The sequence below is a fragment of the Pseudomonas sp. SID14000 genome (assembly GCF_002165135.1).
GTDB lineage: Bacteria > Pseudomonadota > Gammaproteobacteria > Pseudomonadales > Pseudomonadaceae > Aquipseudomonas.
The window spans coordinates 108,771-122,587 of the sequence record NZ_NFZQ01000005.1 but is presented as its reverse complement, the minus strand read 5'-3'; the positions used below and the strand labels follow the sequence as shown (position 1 = coordinate 122,587).

General features: G+C 63.4%; 14 protein-coding genes. 3 read left to right on the top strand and 11 right to left on the bottom strand.

Going from position 1 to position 13,817, the window contains the following annotated elements; genetic code table 11:
* Positions 1 to 122 precede the first annotated feature (122 nt).
* Positions 123 to 422 (top strand): HU family DNA-binding protein, encoded by a 300-nt coding sequence (locus tag CAY82_RS09180; RefSeq protein WP_013974808.1) that lies wholly within the window; start codon positions 123 to 125, stop codon positions 420 to 422.
* Positions 423 to 570: 148 nt separating this feature from the next.
* Positions 571 to 945, top strand: coding sequence for a hypothetical protein (locus CAY82_RS09175; protein WP_063912243.1), 375 nt, complete (start codon positions 571 to 573; stop codon positions 943 to 945).
* A gap of 126 nt (positions 946 to 1,071) precedes the next feature.
* Here the strand turns inward: CAY82_RS09175 and CAY82_RS09170 are convergent, their stop codons facing one another.
* The 6 genes from CAY82_RS09170 to exbB form a co-directional block, all read right to left on the bottom strand.
* Positions 1,072 to 2,475 (bottom strand): aminoacyl-tRNA deacylase and HDOD domain-containing protein, encoded by a 1,404-nt coding sequence (locus tag CAY82_RS09170; protein WP_087500926.1) that lies wholly within the window; start codon positions 2,473 to 2,475, stop codon positions 1,072 to 1,074.
* 78 nt (positions 2,476 to 2,553) lie between these two features.
* A complete protein-coding gene (gene recG, locus CAY82_RS09165; protein WP_087500925.1) occupies positions 2,554 to 4,632 on the bottom strand; it encodes an ATP-dependent DNA helicase RecG in 2,079 nt (692 codons plus the stop codon).
* A gap of 3 nt (positions 4,633 to 4,635) precedes the next feature.
* Positions 4,636 to 5,562, bottom strand: coding sequence for a hydrogen peroxide-inducible genes activator (locus CAY82_RS09160; RefSeq protein ID WP_087500924.1), 927 nt, complete (start codon positions 5,560 to 5,562; stop codon positions 4,636 to 4,638).
* Positions 5,563 to 5,656: 94 nt separating this feature from the next.
* Positions 5,657 to 6,388, bottom strand: coding sequence for an energy transducer TonB (locus tag CAY82_RS09155; protein ID WP_085588821.1), 732 nt, complete (start codon positions 6,386 to 6,388; stop codon positions 5,657 to 5,659).
* A complete protein-coding gene (gene exbD / locus CAY82_RS09150; RefSeq protein WP_087500923.1) occupies positions 6,385 to 6,813 on the bottom strand; it encodes a TonB system transport protein ExbD in 429 nt (142 codons plus the stop codon). Before exbD ends, CAY82_RS09155 begins: the two co-directional genes overlap by 4 nt.
* 3 nt (positions 6,814 to 6,816) lie before the next feature.
* Positions 6,817 to 7,779: a tonB-system energizer ExbB gene (gene exbB, locus CAY82_RS09145; protein ID WP_087500922.1), complete on the bottom strand. Its 963-nt coding sequence runs from the start codon at positions 7,777 to 7,779 to the stop codon at positions 6,817 to 6,819.
* Positions 7,780 to 7,969: 190 nt separating this feature from the next.
* On the opposite strand from exbB, the gene CAY82_RS09140 reads away from it, so the two are divergent.
* Complete coding sequence (locus tag CAY82_RS09140; RefSeq protein WP_087500921.1) at positions 7,970 to 8,827, top strand: SDR family oxidoreductase; 858 nt, start codon at positions 7,970 to 7,972, stop codon at positions 8,825 to 8,827.
* A gap of 130 nt (positions 8,828 to 8,957) precedes the next feature.
* Here CAY82_RS09140 and CAY82_RS09135 read toward each other — a convergent pair whose 3' ends face one another.
* From CAY82_RS09135 to CAY82_RS09115, 5 genes are all read right to left on the bottom strand, one after another.
* A complete protein-coding gene (locus tag CAY82_RS09135; RefSeq protein WP_087500920.1) occupies positions 8,958 to 9,689 on the bottom strand; it encodes a hypothetical protein in 732 nt (243 codons plus the stop codon).
* A gap of 59 nt (positions 9,690 to 9,748) precedes the next feature.
* A complete protein-coding gene (locus tag CAY82_RS09130) occupies positions 9,749 to 10,129 on the bottom strand; it encodes a RidA family protein (protein WP_009684531.1) in 381 nt (126 codons plus the stop codon).
* A gap of 21 nt (positions 10,130 to 10,150) precedes the next feature.
* Entirely contained in the window at positions 10,151 to 12,259 is a 2,109-nt protein-coding gene (gene spoT / locus CAY82_RS09125) for a bifunctional GTP diphosphokinase/guanosine-3',5'-bis pyrophosphate 3'-pyrophosphohydrolase (protein WP_013974799.1), read from the bottom strand.
* Between the two features lie 59 nt (positions 12,260 to 12,318).
* Positions 12,319 to 12,582, bottom strand: a complete 264-nt coding sequence (gene rpoZ, locus CAY82_RS09120; RefSeq protein ID WP_003253383.1) for a DNA-directed RNA polymerase subunit omega — start codon at positions 12,580 to 12,582, stop codon at positions 12,319 to 12,321.
* Between the two features lie 261 nt (positions 12,583 to 12,843).
* Positions 12,844 to 13,716 (bottom strand): LysR family transcriptional regulator, encoded by an 873-nt coding sequence (locus CAY82_RS09115; RefSeq protein WP_087500919.1) that lies wholly within the window; start codon positions 13,714 to 13,716, stop codon positions 12,844 to 12,846.
* Positions 13,717 to 13,817 lie beyond the last annotated feature (101 nt).

Below are 13,817 nucleotides of genomic sequence, written 5' to 3'. Positions count from 1 at the left end.
CGGCCCTGGTGCACGTGCCATTCTCACTTCCGTCAGCCGCAGATTAGAGCCTGCGGTGCCTTGAGCGCTGCTCCCAGGGCAGCACGGCATAACAACAAGAATTCCGTCAAAGAGGCTTCACTATGCGCAAACCAGAACTCGCCGCCGTCATCGCCGAAAAGGCCGATCTGACCAAGGAAAAGGCCAATCAGGTTTTGAACGCGATTCTCGACAGCATCACGGGTGCCCTGGACAAGGACACCGTGACCCTGGTCGGTTTCGGCACCTTTGAAAAACGCCATCGCGGTGCGCGTACCGGCAAGAACCCGCAAACCGGTGAGCCGGTCAAGATCAAGGCCAGCAATACCGTGGCCTTCAAACCAGGCAAGAACCTGCGTGACAGCGTCAACGCCCCAGTCAAGCCGGCCAAGAAAGGCAAGTGATCGCTCCCTGACAACCCCAGTGTCAGCCAAGCGGGCGCCCCAGGGCGTCCGTTGTGCTTTCTGCAGGCAAAATGTTTCGAACTTGCATAAATAGTTCTTGAAAAGGATAAACTGCGCGCCTTAGTCACTTTTAATTCGAGGCGCGTTGATGAAGTTCCGCTTTCTTCTCTGGGCCATGGGGCTGTTGATGGCCAGGGCCAGCCGTAACAACCCGGCGTTCCAGCAGCAGCTCAAGGGCAAGGACCTGGTGTTCCAGATGCAGACCCTGGACGGTAAGGTTGCCCGGCACTTCATCGTCAACAACGAACGCATCAGCAGCAAGGGCGGTGCACACCCGCAGCCGGCGTTCGCCATTGCCTTCAAGGACGCTGCTTATGGCTTCGCCACCCTGCAGGCGGGTAACAAGCAGTTGGCGTTCATGCAGGGGATTCAGGACAAGCACATCCAGATCAAGGGTAATCCGGCGCTGGTGATGTGGTTCCAGGGGTTGATGAAGTACCTGAAGCCGAAGAAGAAGGGCTGAAACTCAATAGGCCTGCTGACTCATACCCTGTGGGAGCGGGTGTACCCGCGAACACCGGCGACGCCAGTGCCATACACCGCGTCGCGATCTTCGCGGGTAAACCCGCTCCCACAGGGGCCAATCATGTCAGTGAGGTGCGTGGAACTGCGAAGCCAGCTCACGCAACAGGTTCTCTGCCTCGAGCACCTTGTTCACCACATCCTCGGCCTTGTCCCGGGTAATCCCCAGCCGCTCCAGCAGCTCGTCAGGAATCTCCTGCTGCGGCCCCGAGCCAATCCCCCGCGAGCGCAGCAGGCGGGTGGCCAGGCATACCAGATTGGGGAACGCTGAATACTCGCCGTCATAGGCCGGGTCGTGCTGGAAGCGCAGCGCGGTGGACAGTTCATCCGGCATGTCCCACAGCTTCATCAGCCAGGCACCGATCTGTTCGCGGCTGATGCCCAGCAGGTGTTGTTCCACGTAGGTGTGGCACAGGTGCGGGTTGACCTCCAGGTGGCGGCAGATCAGCGAGAAGTGCGGCGGAAATACATGCGCCAACAGCAAGTAGCCGAAATTGTGCAGCAGCCCGGCCAGGTAGGTCAGGCCAGCTTCCGGGCGTTCGGCTCGCGGCATGGCACGGGTCAGGCCATCGATGACTGCGGCAGTGTAGATCGACTGCTGCCAGTACGGTGTGGCCTGCTGCGGGTGGTCTTTCGGCAGGCTCAGGGTCTTGCCCAGCGCGAGGCCCAAGGCCAGGTTGATTACCAGGTCGAAACCCAGTACCCGCACGATGGCATCTTCCACAGAGCGAATCTTGTGGCTGGAGCCATAGTAGGGCGATGCCGCCCAGCTCACCACCTGTGCCGCCAGTGCCGGGTCGGTTTCGACCACTCCAGTGATGTCATCGATACTGGCGTTGGGGTCTACCCGCAGCTTGATGATCTTTTGCGCGGTGTCGGCCAATGGCGGGATTTCGATGGTTTCTTCCAGGCGCTTCTGAATGCGCCTGGCGGTGAAGGCCTGCACTGCCTGGCTGATTTCCCGGGTGTCGTCATGGGGGCGGTCCAGGTTGGGACTAATGGCCTCGACTGCTTGGCCGAAGCTGCTGGCGCTGGCTTTGACCAGCATGCGCTTGAAGTGCGTGCGCTCGATTTCCAGCAACAGGCCGGCTTCGCCGGACTGGATATACACGGTCTCGGCGTCGAGCAAGCTCTTTTCGTACTGGCACGGCGAGCTGGTCAGCGCAGGGATGCCCGGGAGGGCCTTGAGCTGGTGCTTGTCCAGCATTTGCTTCAGGCGTGGCACCGAAACCGCCGTGAGCTTGCGCCCGGTCAGTTCGGCCAGGCGGTCGAGGTCCAGCAGCTGGCTTTGCGGGAACAGCACCATCAGGGCCCCGACCTCGTCGTCGAGCAGCACGGCCTGTACCCGCGACGCTGCGGGCAGGTGCGGATGTTCGACCACCTCGCGGTAGGCCACGCCGAGGTTATCGAGCAGCAGCCGGATGACCGAGGGAGCGTGTGGGGTTGCGGTTTCCAGGGCAACTTCAGTCATGGTCCGTATCCACTGATTCTCTTAAACGCGAAGTATAACCAGCCTAGGAGCAAATCTGGATCCATTATGGAACTAGCGTCACACTTGGCCATATTGCTGGCCATGGCGCAGCCAGCGGTCGAGCAATGGGCTGACGTGCTCCGGCCAGCGTGCGATCAGGGCCTGGGCGGCGTCGCGCACGGCCGGCAGCAGGTCGGCGTCGCGCATCAGGTCGGCGACCTTGAACTGTAAAAGACCGGTCTGGCGGGTGCCGAGCATCTCGCCCGGACCACGCAACTCCAGATCTTTCTCTGCGATGATGAAGCCGTCGTTGGTTTCACGCATGATGCCCAAGCGCTCGCGGCCAATCTGCGACAGCGGCGGGTGATACAGCAGCACGCAATGACTGACGGCGCTGCCCCGGCCAACCCGGCCGCGCAGCTGGTGCAACTGGGCCAGCCCCAGGCGCTCAGGGTTCTCGATGATCATCAGGCTGGCATTGGGCACATCCACACCCACCTCGATGACGGTGGTGGCGACCAGCAACTGCAGGTTGCCGGCTTTGAACTCGGCCATGATCTCGGCTTTTTCCGCCGGCTTCATGCGGCCGTGGATCAGCCCAACCCGCAGCTCGCCCAGGGCGCTACCCAGCTCCTCATAGGTGCTTTCGGCGGCCTGGCAGGTCAGTTCTTCGGATTCTTCGATCAGCGTGCACACCCAGTAGGCCTGGCGCCCTTCGGCGCAGGCGGCGCGTACCCGCTCGACCACTTCGAAGCGGCGGCTGTCGGCCACCAGCACGGTGTTCACCGGGGTGCGCCCGGGTGGTAGTTCATCGAGCACCGAGGTGTCCAGGTCGGCATAGGCGCTCATGGCCAGGGTGCGCGGAATGGGCGTGGCAGTCATGATCAGCTGGTGTGGGCACAGTTCGCCGGCCACGCCCTTCTTGCGCAGGGCCAGGCGTTGCTGCACGCCAAAACGGTGCTGTTCATCGATGATCGCCAGGGCCAGGTGCTTGAACTTCACCTCGTCCTGGAACAGTGCATGGGTGCCGACCACCATCGGTGCACCGTTGGCGATCTGCTCGAGGGCGGTTGCCCGGGCCTTGCCCTTGAGCTTGCCGGCCAGCCAGGCCACTTCGATGCCCAGCGGTTCGAGCCAGCGCTTGAAGGTGATGTAGTGCTGTTCGGCGAGGATCTCGGTGGGTGCCATCAAGGCCACCTGGTAGCCGGCCTCCAGGGCTTGCAGCGCGGCTAGCGCGGCTACAACGGTCTTGCCGGCACCCACGTCGCCCTGTACCAGGCGCATCATCGGCTCGTGCTGGCTAAGGTCGTAGGCGATTTCGTTGGCCACCCGCTGCTGCGCGCCGGTCGGCTGGAAGCCCAGGTTGGCCAGGTATTGCGCCTGCAGGCGCCGGGCCTTTGGCAGCACCGGCGCGCGCAGGCTGCGCAGGCTTTCACGCAGGCGTTGCTGCGACAGCTGGTGGGTCAGCAGCTCTTCGAAGGCCAGGCGGTGTTGGGCCCAGTGCTGGCCTTCGGCAAGCTCGTCGAGGTCGGCATCGGCCGGTGGGTTGTGCAGGTAGCGGATAGCATCGTCCAGCGGCGCCAGTTGGTAGTCCCGGGCCAGTTCGTCGGGTAGCCAGTCCGGCAGGCTGCGCGGGCCGAGCAGGCCCAGGCTCTGCTGGCACAGCAGGCGCAGGCGTTGCTGGGTAAGGCCTTCGGTGGACGGGTAGATCGGCGTCAGGGTCTGCTCGACCGGTGGTGGCGGCTCGTCGCCGTTCAGCGCGCGGTATTCCGGGTGGTAGATTTCCAGGCCCGAGGCCCCGGGGCGGGCTTCGCCGTAGCAGCGCAGATGGGTGCCACGCTTGAGGCCTTCCTTCTGCGCGTTGCTGAAGTGGTAGAAGCGCAGGCTCAACACGCCGGTGCCGTCACCCAGGCGCACAACCAGGCTGCGGCGCTTGCCCATGGTCACGTCGGCGCCGCTGACCACGCCCTCGATCACCGCGTCCTGGCCCGGGCGCAGCTGGCCGATCGGCACCACGCGGGTGCGGTCCTGGTAGCGCAGGGGCAGGTGGAACAGCACGTCCTGCAAGTTCTCCAGGCCGACCTTGGCGAGTTTCTCCGCCATGGCCTCGCCTACCCCCTTGAGTACCGTGACCGGGACCTTCGACAGCTCACTCATGACTCAGGCCGGTTGTTCCGCAGGGGCTTTGGCGACCGAGCACAGGCGGATCGAGTCGGCGAGGATCTCGATGGCCTTCGGCCGCGGGAAGCTGGCGCGCCAGGCAATGGCCACGGTACGGAATGGTGCCGGTGCGGTCAGCGGGCGTACTTCGATGACGCCGGGGGCGTAGTGGTGGCTATGCACCGCCGACAGCGGCAGGATCGATACGCCAAGGCCCGAGGCCACCATGTGACGGATGGTTTCCAGCGAGCTGGACTCGACCGTGGTGTGCCTGGAGCCTTCACCACCCTTGTTCAGCGTTGGGCAGGCTTCCAGTACCTGGTCACGGAAGCAGTGGCCTTCGCCGAGCAGCAACAGGCTCTTGTCGTTGAGCATGGCGGTGTCGATGGTCTTTTTCGCTGTCCACGGGTGGTCGGCTGGCATCAGGGCGCAGAACGGCTCGTCATACAGCGGCAGGGTCAGCACGTCGGCTTCGTTGAACGGCAGGGCGATGATCACCGCATCCAGTTCGCCGTTGCGCAGCTTTTCGCGCAGTACATGGGTGAAGTTCTCTTCGATGTACAGCGGCATCTGCGGCGCCACGCGGTGCAGCTGCGGGATCAGGTGCGGGAACAGGTACGGGCCGACGGTGTAGATGGCACCGACCTTGAGCGGGGCGGTCAGCTGGTTCTTGCCGGCCTGGGCCAGCTCACGAATGCCCTGGGCCTGCTCCAGTACCTTCTGTGCCTGGGCGACGATGCTTTCGCCAACCGGGGTCAGGCGTACCGCGCTTTTGCTGCGCTCGAAAATCAACACGCCAAGCTCATCCTCGAGCTTCTTCACACCGACCGACAGGGTCGGCTGGCTCACATGGCAGCGTTCGGCGGCATGGCCGAAGTGCTGTTCCTGGGCGAGTGTGACGATGTAGCGTAATTCTGTGAGGGTCATAACGTGCGTCCATGAAGTTGCGAGCCCAGCATAGCGGCTGCAATCGATAGACGCACGTTATCAGACTTGCCGATTTGTGACAGAAACAAAAGTCTCAGCGGCGGTCCAGCGAGTAGACGAACGGTGCCACGACCTCGATCGTGCCGTTGTTCAGCAACTCGGGTGGCGGCTTGGGTACCGTGCCGGCCCGACGGATCATTTCAAGAGTCGCCCGATCCAGGGCGGCACTACCCGAGCCCCCGGCCATGGAGTACGACACTACCTTGCCTTCGGCGTCAACCACGAAGCGCAGGCGGTTGATGCCCTGCAGGCCGCGACGGCGCGCGTCTTCCGGGTAACGCTTGTACTTGGCCAGGTGACGCAGCAGGTCGCTTTGCCAGGTCGGCAGGGCATTGCTGTTGGACGCAATGCTCGGTGCCGGTGCCGCGGACTTCTGCGGTGGCGTGTTGCTGGGCGGTGCGTCTACCGTTTGTTCGGTTGGCGGTGCTTCCTTCGGCGGCTCAGGCTTTTTCTCAGGCTTCGGCGGCTGCGGCTTGGCCTTCGGCTTGGGCGGCTTGGGAATGGCGATCTTGGGTTTGGGTGCCTCGGCCAGCTTCGGCAGCGGCGGTTCCTCGACCGGCGCCGGTGGCTGCGGAGCCGCTTTGGGAGGTGGTGGTGGCGCAGGCTCCGGTAACGGTGCCAGCTCGACCATCATGGCTGCCGGGGGCAGTTCGATAGCCTGGGGCACCGACCAGTTGAGCGTCAGCAGCACGGCGACCACGTGCACGCCCAGCACGATCGCCAGGCTGCCACCGTAGCGCGCCATGTTTGAGCGCGTTCTAGTCATTTCTTGGCTGCCGTCTCGAGACCTACCAGACCGACTTTCAGGTAGCCGGCCGTGCGCATGTTGTTCATCACTTCCATCAGGTCACCGTAATCCACGCCTTTGTCAGCCTGGAAGAAGATGGTGGTTTCCTTGTCGCCCTTGGTCTTGGCATCGAGCATCGGGCCAAGCTGGTCGGGGGCAGGGACCTGGTCGTCGCCGACGTACAGCTTCTGGTCGGCCTTGACGCTGACGAACACCGGTTTCTCGGGCCTCGGCGCCGGCTTGGCGGTCGAGGCCGGCAGGTCGACCTTGATGTCGACCGTGGCCAGGGGGGCTGCGACCATGAAGATGATCAGCAGCACCAGCATCACGTCGATGAACGGCGTAACGTTGATTTCGTGGTTTTCGGCGAGGTCGTCGCCACCTTCATTGAGATGCAGGCCCATGGCTTACCCCACTTTCACCATGTGCGGGGCAACACGCTCGCTGCCTTGGTGGTCCAGGTCACGGCTGACCAGCAGCAGCACCTGGGCGGAGGCGTCGGACACCTGGGCCTTGTAGCCGGCGATGGAGCGGGCGAAGACGTTGTAGATGACTACGGCCGGGATCGCGGCGACCAGGCCCAGGGCGGTGGCCAGCAGGGCTTCGGCGATACCCGGGGCAACCACGGCCAGGTTGGTGGTTTGGGTCTTGGCGATGCCGATGAAGCTGTTCATGATGCCCCATACGGTACCGAACAGGCCGACGAACGGCGCAGTGGAACCGATGGTGGCGAGTACGCCGGTGCCGCTGCTCATGGTGCGGCCGCTGGCGTGTACCAGGCGCTCCAGGCGGAAGCTGACGCGCTCCTTGATCCCTTCTTTTTCACGGGCGTTGGCCGACAGGCGCATCTCTTCGAGGGCGTCGTGGACCAGAGTGTGGGCCAGGGTGCCTTCCTTGTTGGAAACGTCGCTGGCTTCTTTGAGGCTGGCGGATTTCTTCAGCAGGGCAATTTCACCACGCAGGCGACGCTTGGCGCCCATCAGCTCGAAGCCTTTGGCAATCCAGATGGTCCAGGTGATGATGGAGGCGATGGCCAGGCCGATCATGACCGCCTTCACCACAACGTCGGCGTTCTTGTACATGCCCCATGGGGACAGGTCATGGGCCATGCCCAGCGAGGAGTCTTCAACCAGGGCTTCGACGCTTGGGTCTACCGCGACCTGGGCAGCAGCCGGGGTGGCGGCAACTGCGCCGGTAGCCGGCGCTGCGGCCGGAGCAGAGGGTGCCGTAGTGGCAGCAGGCGCGGTGGCATTGGCGGTTGGCTCATCGGCCATGGCCACCGGGGCCAGCACCAGGCTGAGCGTCAGCGCGGCGATGGCGCGCCAGGCGCGCGACGGGGTTGGCGAAGCGGAAGGTTGAGTACGTGTCATGCTGGCCGGACCTGATGAAGAATGAAGTGAACGTTCTCCAAGGCCTCGAGGTAGGCCGAGAACAATTTGGTGGCCATTATTGCAAGTAATTCTTGTTAACAAAAGTAATCTTGTTGCTTTTTTCGCCTATGGTCTAGCTACCCATCGTGTAGCGTGGGCGGGCTGATCAATTGGTCCAGGGAGTTTAGAGATGTCAGGCCTTTCCGTGATGGTGGTGGGTTGTGGTGATGTAGGAGGGCGTCTTGCCCGGCAAATGCTTGCGCGCGGTTGGCAGGTGTGCGGCCTGCGTCGCTCGATCGGGCAGTTGCCTGCGGGTGTCGTGCCGGTGGCTGCAGACCTGTCCGAGCCCTCCATTCCCGCCGCCTGGCCGCAGCGTGCACCGGACTACCTGGTGTACTGCGTGGCGGCCAGCCAGCACGACGAGGCGGGTTACCAGGCGGCGTATGTTGATGGTTTGCGCCATGTGCTGGCCTGGCTGGCCGAGCGCGGCCAACGCCCACGGCGCCTGCTGTTCGTGTCCAGCAGCAGTGTGTATGCACAGAAGGACGGCGAGTGGATCGAGGAAGGTGCGGCCACCGAACCTGAAGGCTATTCCGGGCGGTTGATGCTGGAGGCTGAGCGGCTGGCACTGGCCAGCGGCATCCCGGCCAGCGTGGTGCGCCTGACCGGCATCTATGGCCCCGGCCGCGAGTGGCTGCTCAGTCAGGTGCGCCAAGGCTACCGCGTGGCCAAGGAGCCTCCGCTGTATGGCAACCGTATTCATGCCGAGGACGCCGCCAGCCTGTTGGCGTTCCTGTTGCAGGCCGATGCCGATGGCAAGGTGCTGGATGACTGCTACATCGGCGTCGACGACGACCCGGCGCCGCTGGCCGACGTGGTGGCCTGGCTGCGGGCGTACATGGGGGTAACCGAGTGGTCGGATGAGCAGCGGGTACGGCGTACCGGCAGCAAGCGCTGCAGCAATGCCCGGGCGCGGGCGTTGGGCTGGGCACCGGTGTATCCGAGTTACAAGGAAGGCTATGCGGCGATCCTGAAAGGCGGGTGCTGAGGCTACTGGCCTGTTCGCGGGTAAACCCGCTCCCACAGGTGCACCGCTGGTTTCAAGCCTGGTGGTGTACCTGTGGGAGCGGGTTTACCCGCGAAGAGGCCGGTGTGTTCGACCACGATTACAGCAGGCTTCAGTTCAGTTCCAGCACCCACTGGCGCTTGCCGGCCGCCAACACTGGCTTTTCATCCGGCTGCGCACGGTTTACTGCCTGGAAGATCTCCAGCTTGTCGCCATCGCGCTTGAGGATGAACGGCGCGCCACGCTGGTTACGCTCCAGCCACAGGCTGTCATTGCTGCCACCCATGTCCGCGCAATCGCCCGTCAAGCAGAGGGCGAAACGGTCTGGCCCTGGCAGGCCGGTGACATTGCCGGTGTCGCCGAAGCGCACGCTGGCACCTTTTCCCTGGCCTTCGACGATCTTCCAGTTGCCGCCCAGGTAGGCCTTGTACAGTGCCTTCTCGAAGCTACCGCCTAGCGGTGCATTTGCTGCAGGTGGTGATTTGACGCGCACGAAAGTCTGTTCACCGAAGGTGGGGTTTGCCACTTTCAATTCGTCTCCACGCAGAATCAATCGGGCAGGTTCTCCACCTTCGGTACTAACCTGCCACTGGTCTTCATTGATGACCAGTTGACCATCCACGCCTTCGAAGCCGTTACTGAAGCTCGCTTTCTGGTTTGCAACGTCCAGCTTCCATTCGAGTTCAATGCCGTTTTTGTTAAGTGTCTGAGTAACGCGGCCGCTTTCGACCACCTCATCGATGGCATTCTGGTTGATCCAGGTGCCGTTCAGGTCTTCAGGTTTGTGGCTGGCGCAGCCGCCCATAAGCAGGGCTGCCAGCGCGAGGGGCAGTGCTTGACGCATGACGGGGTAACCTTGCAGAGAAGGGAAGGTGACGGGCAGGGCGCCCGTCACCGGGGGCATCATTCGATGACCAGGATGGCGTCCATTTCGACTTGGGCGCCCTTCGGCAGCGCGGCAACGCCGATGGCGGCGCGGGCCGGGTACGGCTGCTCGAAGTAGCGGCCCATTACCTCGTTGACCTTGGCGAAGTGGCTCAGGTCAGTGAGGAAGATGTTCAGCTTGACGATGTCCTTGAACGAACCGCCAGCAGCTTCAGCCACGGCCTTGAGGTTCTCGAACACCTGTACGGTCTGGGCTTCGAAGCCTTCGACCAGTTCCATGGTCTTTGGGTCCAGGGGGATCTGGCCCGACATGTAGACGGTGTTGCCGGCCTTGATCGCCTGCGAGTAGGTGCCGATGGCGGCAGGGGCCTTGTCGCTGTTGATGACGGTCTTGCTCATGATGACTCCTTGGTTGGCGGACTACGTACGCATGCGGGTTATGCGGACCACACCGGTCAGGGTACGCAGCTTCTTGATCACACGCGCCAGGTGCACGCGGTCGTGCACGCTGACCACCAGTTGGACCACGCTGATACGGCCGTCGCGTTCGTCCATGCTGATCTTCTCGATGTTGCCATCGGCGGCGTTGACACTGCTGGCCAGCAGGGCAATCAGGCCGCGCTGGTGCTCCAGTTCGACACGCAACTCGACGTTGAATTCACCGGTGATGTCCTTGGCCCAGGAGAGCTGCACGCACTTCTCCGGGTTGTGGCGGATTTCACTGATGTTGCGGCAGTTTTCCAGGTGCACGACCATGCCCTTGCCGGCCGACAGGTGACCAACGATCGGGTCACCCGGGATCGGCGTACAGCACTTGGCGTAGCTCAGCACCAGGCCTTCGGTACCGCGGATCGCCAGCGGGCCTTCCGGTGCCGGCAACTGCTCGCCTTCGGCCGACAGCAGGCGGCGTGCGACCACGTAGGCCATGCGGTTGCCCAGGCCGATGTCTTCGAGCAGGTCTTCGATCAGCTCCAGGCGGTACTCGGCGAGAATTGCCTGGATACGCTCCTGGGGGATCATTTCCAGGCTGCTGTCGAAGCCGGTGAGCACCTTGTTCAGCAGGCGCTCGCCCAGGCTGATGGACTCGGAGCGGCGCTGCTGCTTGAGCGCGTGGCGGATGTGCGTGCGCGCCTTGCCGGTAACCACGAAGTTGAGCCAGGCCGGGTTCGGTCGTGCGCCCGGGGCGCTGACGATTTCCACCGTCGAGCCGCTTTGCAGTGGTTCGGACAGCGGTGCCAGGCGGCGGTTGATGCGACAGGCAATGCAGCTGTTGCCGACGTCGGTGTGCACCGCGTAGGCAAAGTCGACGGCCGTCGAGCCTTTGGGCAGCTCCATGATGCGGCCTTTGGGCGTGAACACGTAGACCTCGTCCGGGAACAGGTCGATCTTCACGCTCTCGATGAATTCCAGCGAGTTGCCGGCACGTTGCTGCAGCTCGAGGATGCCCTTGACCCACTGGCGGGCGCGGGCATGACTGCCCTTGGGCTGCTCGTCGTCGTTGGACTTGTACAGCCAGTGTGCGGCGATGCCGTTGTTGGCCATCTCTTCCATCTCGCGGGTGCGGATCTGGATTTCGATGGGTACGCCGTGCATGCCGAACAGCGTGGTGTGCAACGACTGGTAGCCGTTGGCCTTGGGGATCGCGATGTAGTCCTTGAAGCGACCGGGCAGCGGCTTGTACAGGTTGTGCACGGCGCCGAGTACGCGGTAGCAGGTATCGACCTTGTCGACGACGATGCGGAAGGCGTACACGTCCATGATCTCGTTGAAGGCGCGGCGCTTGCCACGCATCTTCTTGTAGATGCCATAGAGGTGCTTCTGCCGGCCGCTGACCTCACCCTCGATACCGTCGGCGGCCAGGCAGTTGGCCAGCGAGTGCTCGATCTTGGCGACGATCTCTTTGCGGTTGCCGCGTGCACTCTTCACCGCTCGGTGGATCAGCGACGAGCGCATCGGGTGCATGGCCTTGAAGCCGAGGTCCTCGAACTCCACGCGCACGGTGTGCATGCCCAGGCGGTTGGCGATGGGGGCGTAGATCTCGAGGGTTTCCTTGGCGATGCGTCGGCGTTTTTCGCCGGACAGCACTTCCAGGGTGCGCATGTTGTGCAGGCGGTCGGCCAGCTTGACCAGAATCACCCGGATATCGCGGGCCATGGCCATGGCCATCTTCTGGAAGTTCTCGGCCTGCGCCTCGGCCTTGGTCTCGAAGTTCATCTGGGTCAGCTTGCTGACCCCATCGACCAGTTCGGCCACCGTTTCGCCAAACTGCTGGCTCAGGGCTTCCTTGGCGATGCCGGTGTCTTCGATCACGTCGTGCAGCATGGCTGCCATCAGGCTCTGATGGTCCATGTGCATGTCGGCGAGGATGCTGGCCACTGCCAGCGGATGGGTCACGTAGGGCTCGCCACTGCGGCGGCGCTGCCCATCGTGGGCCTGTTCGGCGTAGAAATAGGCGCGCCGGACCAGGTTGACCTGTTCGGGGCCAAGATAGGTCGACAGCCGTTCGGCCAAGGCTTCTATACCCGGCATGGGTTCACCTCCTGCCGAGGAAGAGGGCCTTGCGCCGTGCGACGTCGACCTGGCATCAATCAGACAGCCTCGTTGTTCTCGTCCTCGAACGCGGCGAACACCGGATCCTCGGTGACGATCTCTTCAGCGGCGATGAACTCGTTGGTGACGATGCCTTCGGCGATTTCACGCAGGGCAACAACGGTCGGCTTGTCGTTTTCCCACGCAACGCGTGGCTCTTTGCCGCCGGTCGCCAGCTGGCGAGCGCGCTTGGTCGAGAGCATGACCAGCTCAAAGCGGTTATCCACGTGTTCCAGGCAGTCTTCAACAGTTACGCGGGCCATGGTCTTCCTCAGTAGCAATTGCGGTGGGCGTGCAGCCCAATAGTGGGCAGGCGGACTCGATAGTTTAAAAAATCACCAGCCAATAGGGAAGCGCTGTTTTGTCGGGTGGTTACCTTCAAGCCCTATGTTGCCTTCTTCGCGGCTAAAGCCGCTCCCACAGGGACCGCATCGTTCTCAGGTTCATCACCGCACCCTGTGGGAGCGGCTTCAGCCGCGAAAGGGCCGGAACAGACACCCTATCACTTGAGCCTGACGATAACCTCAGAGCATCGCGTCACGCAACCGCGGGGTCAGCTCCTCGAACAGAGTCTGCACCGAGCGCAACGCCCGGCAATCCGGCCGGGTCAGCAGCCACAGCTGGGTGTCGCAACCCGGCAGCGGCCCGCTCAGCGCATCTACCCCGGGCAGCGCGTGCACCATGTAGTCCGGCAACGCCGCAACGCCAAGCCCGGCGGTAACCAGCTGGGCGATGGTCGACATGCTGCTGCACTGATAGCGCGGGCTCAACCCCGGATGCTGCTGGTTGCGCCAGACCACCGTGGGGTGGTCCTGCATCGAATCGTCGGGGGCGATCCACGGTACGCTGACAGGTGACTCGGCCAGGCGCTCGCGCCACTGCGGCTGGCCGCAGACCACGTAGGAGGTGGACCCCAGATTGCGGCCCACCAGGTGCTCCGGCGGCGTATTGGTCAGGCGCAGGGCAATGTCGGCATCGCGCCGGCTGAGGTTGGCGAAGGTGTTGGAGGTGCCCATTTCCAGCGACAGGGCCGGGTAGTTGGGCATGAAATCCGCCAGCGCTGGCAGCAGCAGGCTGTGCATCACCGCTTCGGTACAGGTCAGCCGTACCGTGCCGCTGACCACCTGCTCGCCACTGGTCATGGCGATGCGCGCCGCCTCCAGCGCCTGCTCGGCGCGCTCGGCCTGCTCGGCCAGGGCCTGGGCGGTGTCGGTCGGCAGGTAGCCCTTGCGGCTCTTGACGAACAAGGCGGTGCCCAGCGCCGATTCCAGCCGCCGGATCGAGCGGAAAACCGTCGACACATCGACCTTGAGCAACTCGGCAGCCTTGGCCAGCGAGCGGCCACGTTCCAGGGCCAGGACCAGGGAAAGGTCGGCATGGGTAATCTGATATTGCATTGGTGCACGCTCTGCTTGCCGAATTGCCAATGTCTGTTGCGTTTTGGCCATTTTATAGTGGAACGGCCCCCGGGAATCAATGTGCCCGGTCGGGTGACCAA

Bases quoted from the DNA above. Each gene is read 5' to 3' on its own strand.
- CAY82_RS09180 (WP_013974808.1), top strand. From the start codon at position 123: ATGCGCAAACCAGAACTCGCCGCCGTCATCGCCGAAAAGGCCGATCTG.
- CAY82_RS09175 (WP_063912243.1), top strand. From the start codon at position 571: ATGAAGTTCCGCTTTCTTCTCTGGGCCATGGGGCTGTTGATGGCCAGG.
- CAY82_RS09170 (WP_087500926.1), bottom strand. From the start codon at position 2,475: ATGACTGAAGTTGCCCTGGAAACCGCAACCCCACACGCTCCCTCGGTC.
- recG (WP_087500925.1), bottom strand. From the start codon at position 4,632: ATGAGTGAGCTGTCGAAGGTCCCGGTCACGGTACTCAAGGGGGTAGGC.
- CAY82_RS09160 (WP_087500924.1), bottom strand. From the start codon at position 5,562: ATGACCCTCACAGAATTACGCTACATCGTCACACTCGCCCAGGAACAG.
- CAY82_RS09155 (WP_085588821.1), bottom strand. From the start codon at position 6,388: ATGACTAGAACGCGCTCAAACATGGCGCGCTACGGTGGCAGCCTGGCG.
- exbD (WP_087500923.1), bottom strand. From the start codon at position 6,813: ATGGGCCTGCATCTCAATGAAGGTGGCGACGACCTCGCCGAAAACCAC.
- exbB (WP_087500922.1), bottom strand. From the start codon at position 7,779: ATGACACGTACTCAACCTTCCGCTTCGCCAACCCCGTCGCGCGCCTGG.
- CAY82_RS09140 (WP_087500921.1), top strand. From the start codon at position 7,970: ATGTCAGGCCTTTCCGTGATGGTGGTGGGTTGTGGTGATGTAGGAGGG.
- CAY82_RS09135 (WP_087500920.1), bottom strand. From the start codon at position 9,689: ATGCGTCAAGCACTGCCCCTCGCGCTGGCAGCCCTGCTTATGGGCGGC.
- CAY82_RS09130 (WP_009684531.1), bottom strand. From the start codon at position 10,129: ATGAGCAAGACCGTCATCAACAGCGACAAGGCCCCTGCCGCCATCGGC.
- spoT (WP_013974799.1), bottom strand. From the start codon at position 12,259: ATGCCGGGTATAGAAGCCTTGGCCGAACGGCTGTCGACCTATCTTGGC.
- rpoZ (WP_003253383.1), bottom strand. From the start codon at position 12,582: ATGGCCCGCGTAACTGTTGAAGACTGCCTGGAACACGTGGATAACCGC.
- CAY82_RS09115 (WP_087500919.1), bottom strand. From the start codon at position 13,716: ATGCAATATCAGATTACCCATGCCGACCTTTCCCTGGTCCTGGCCCTG.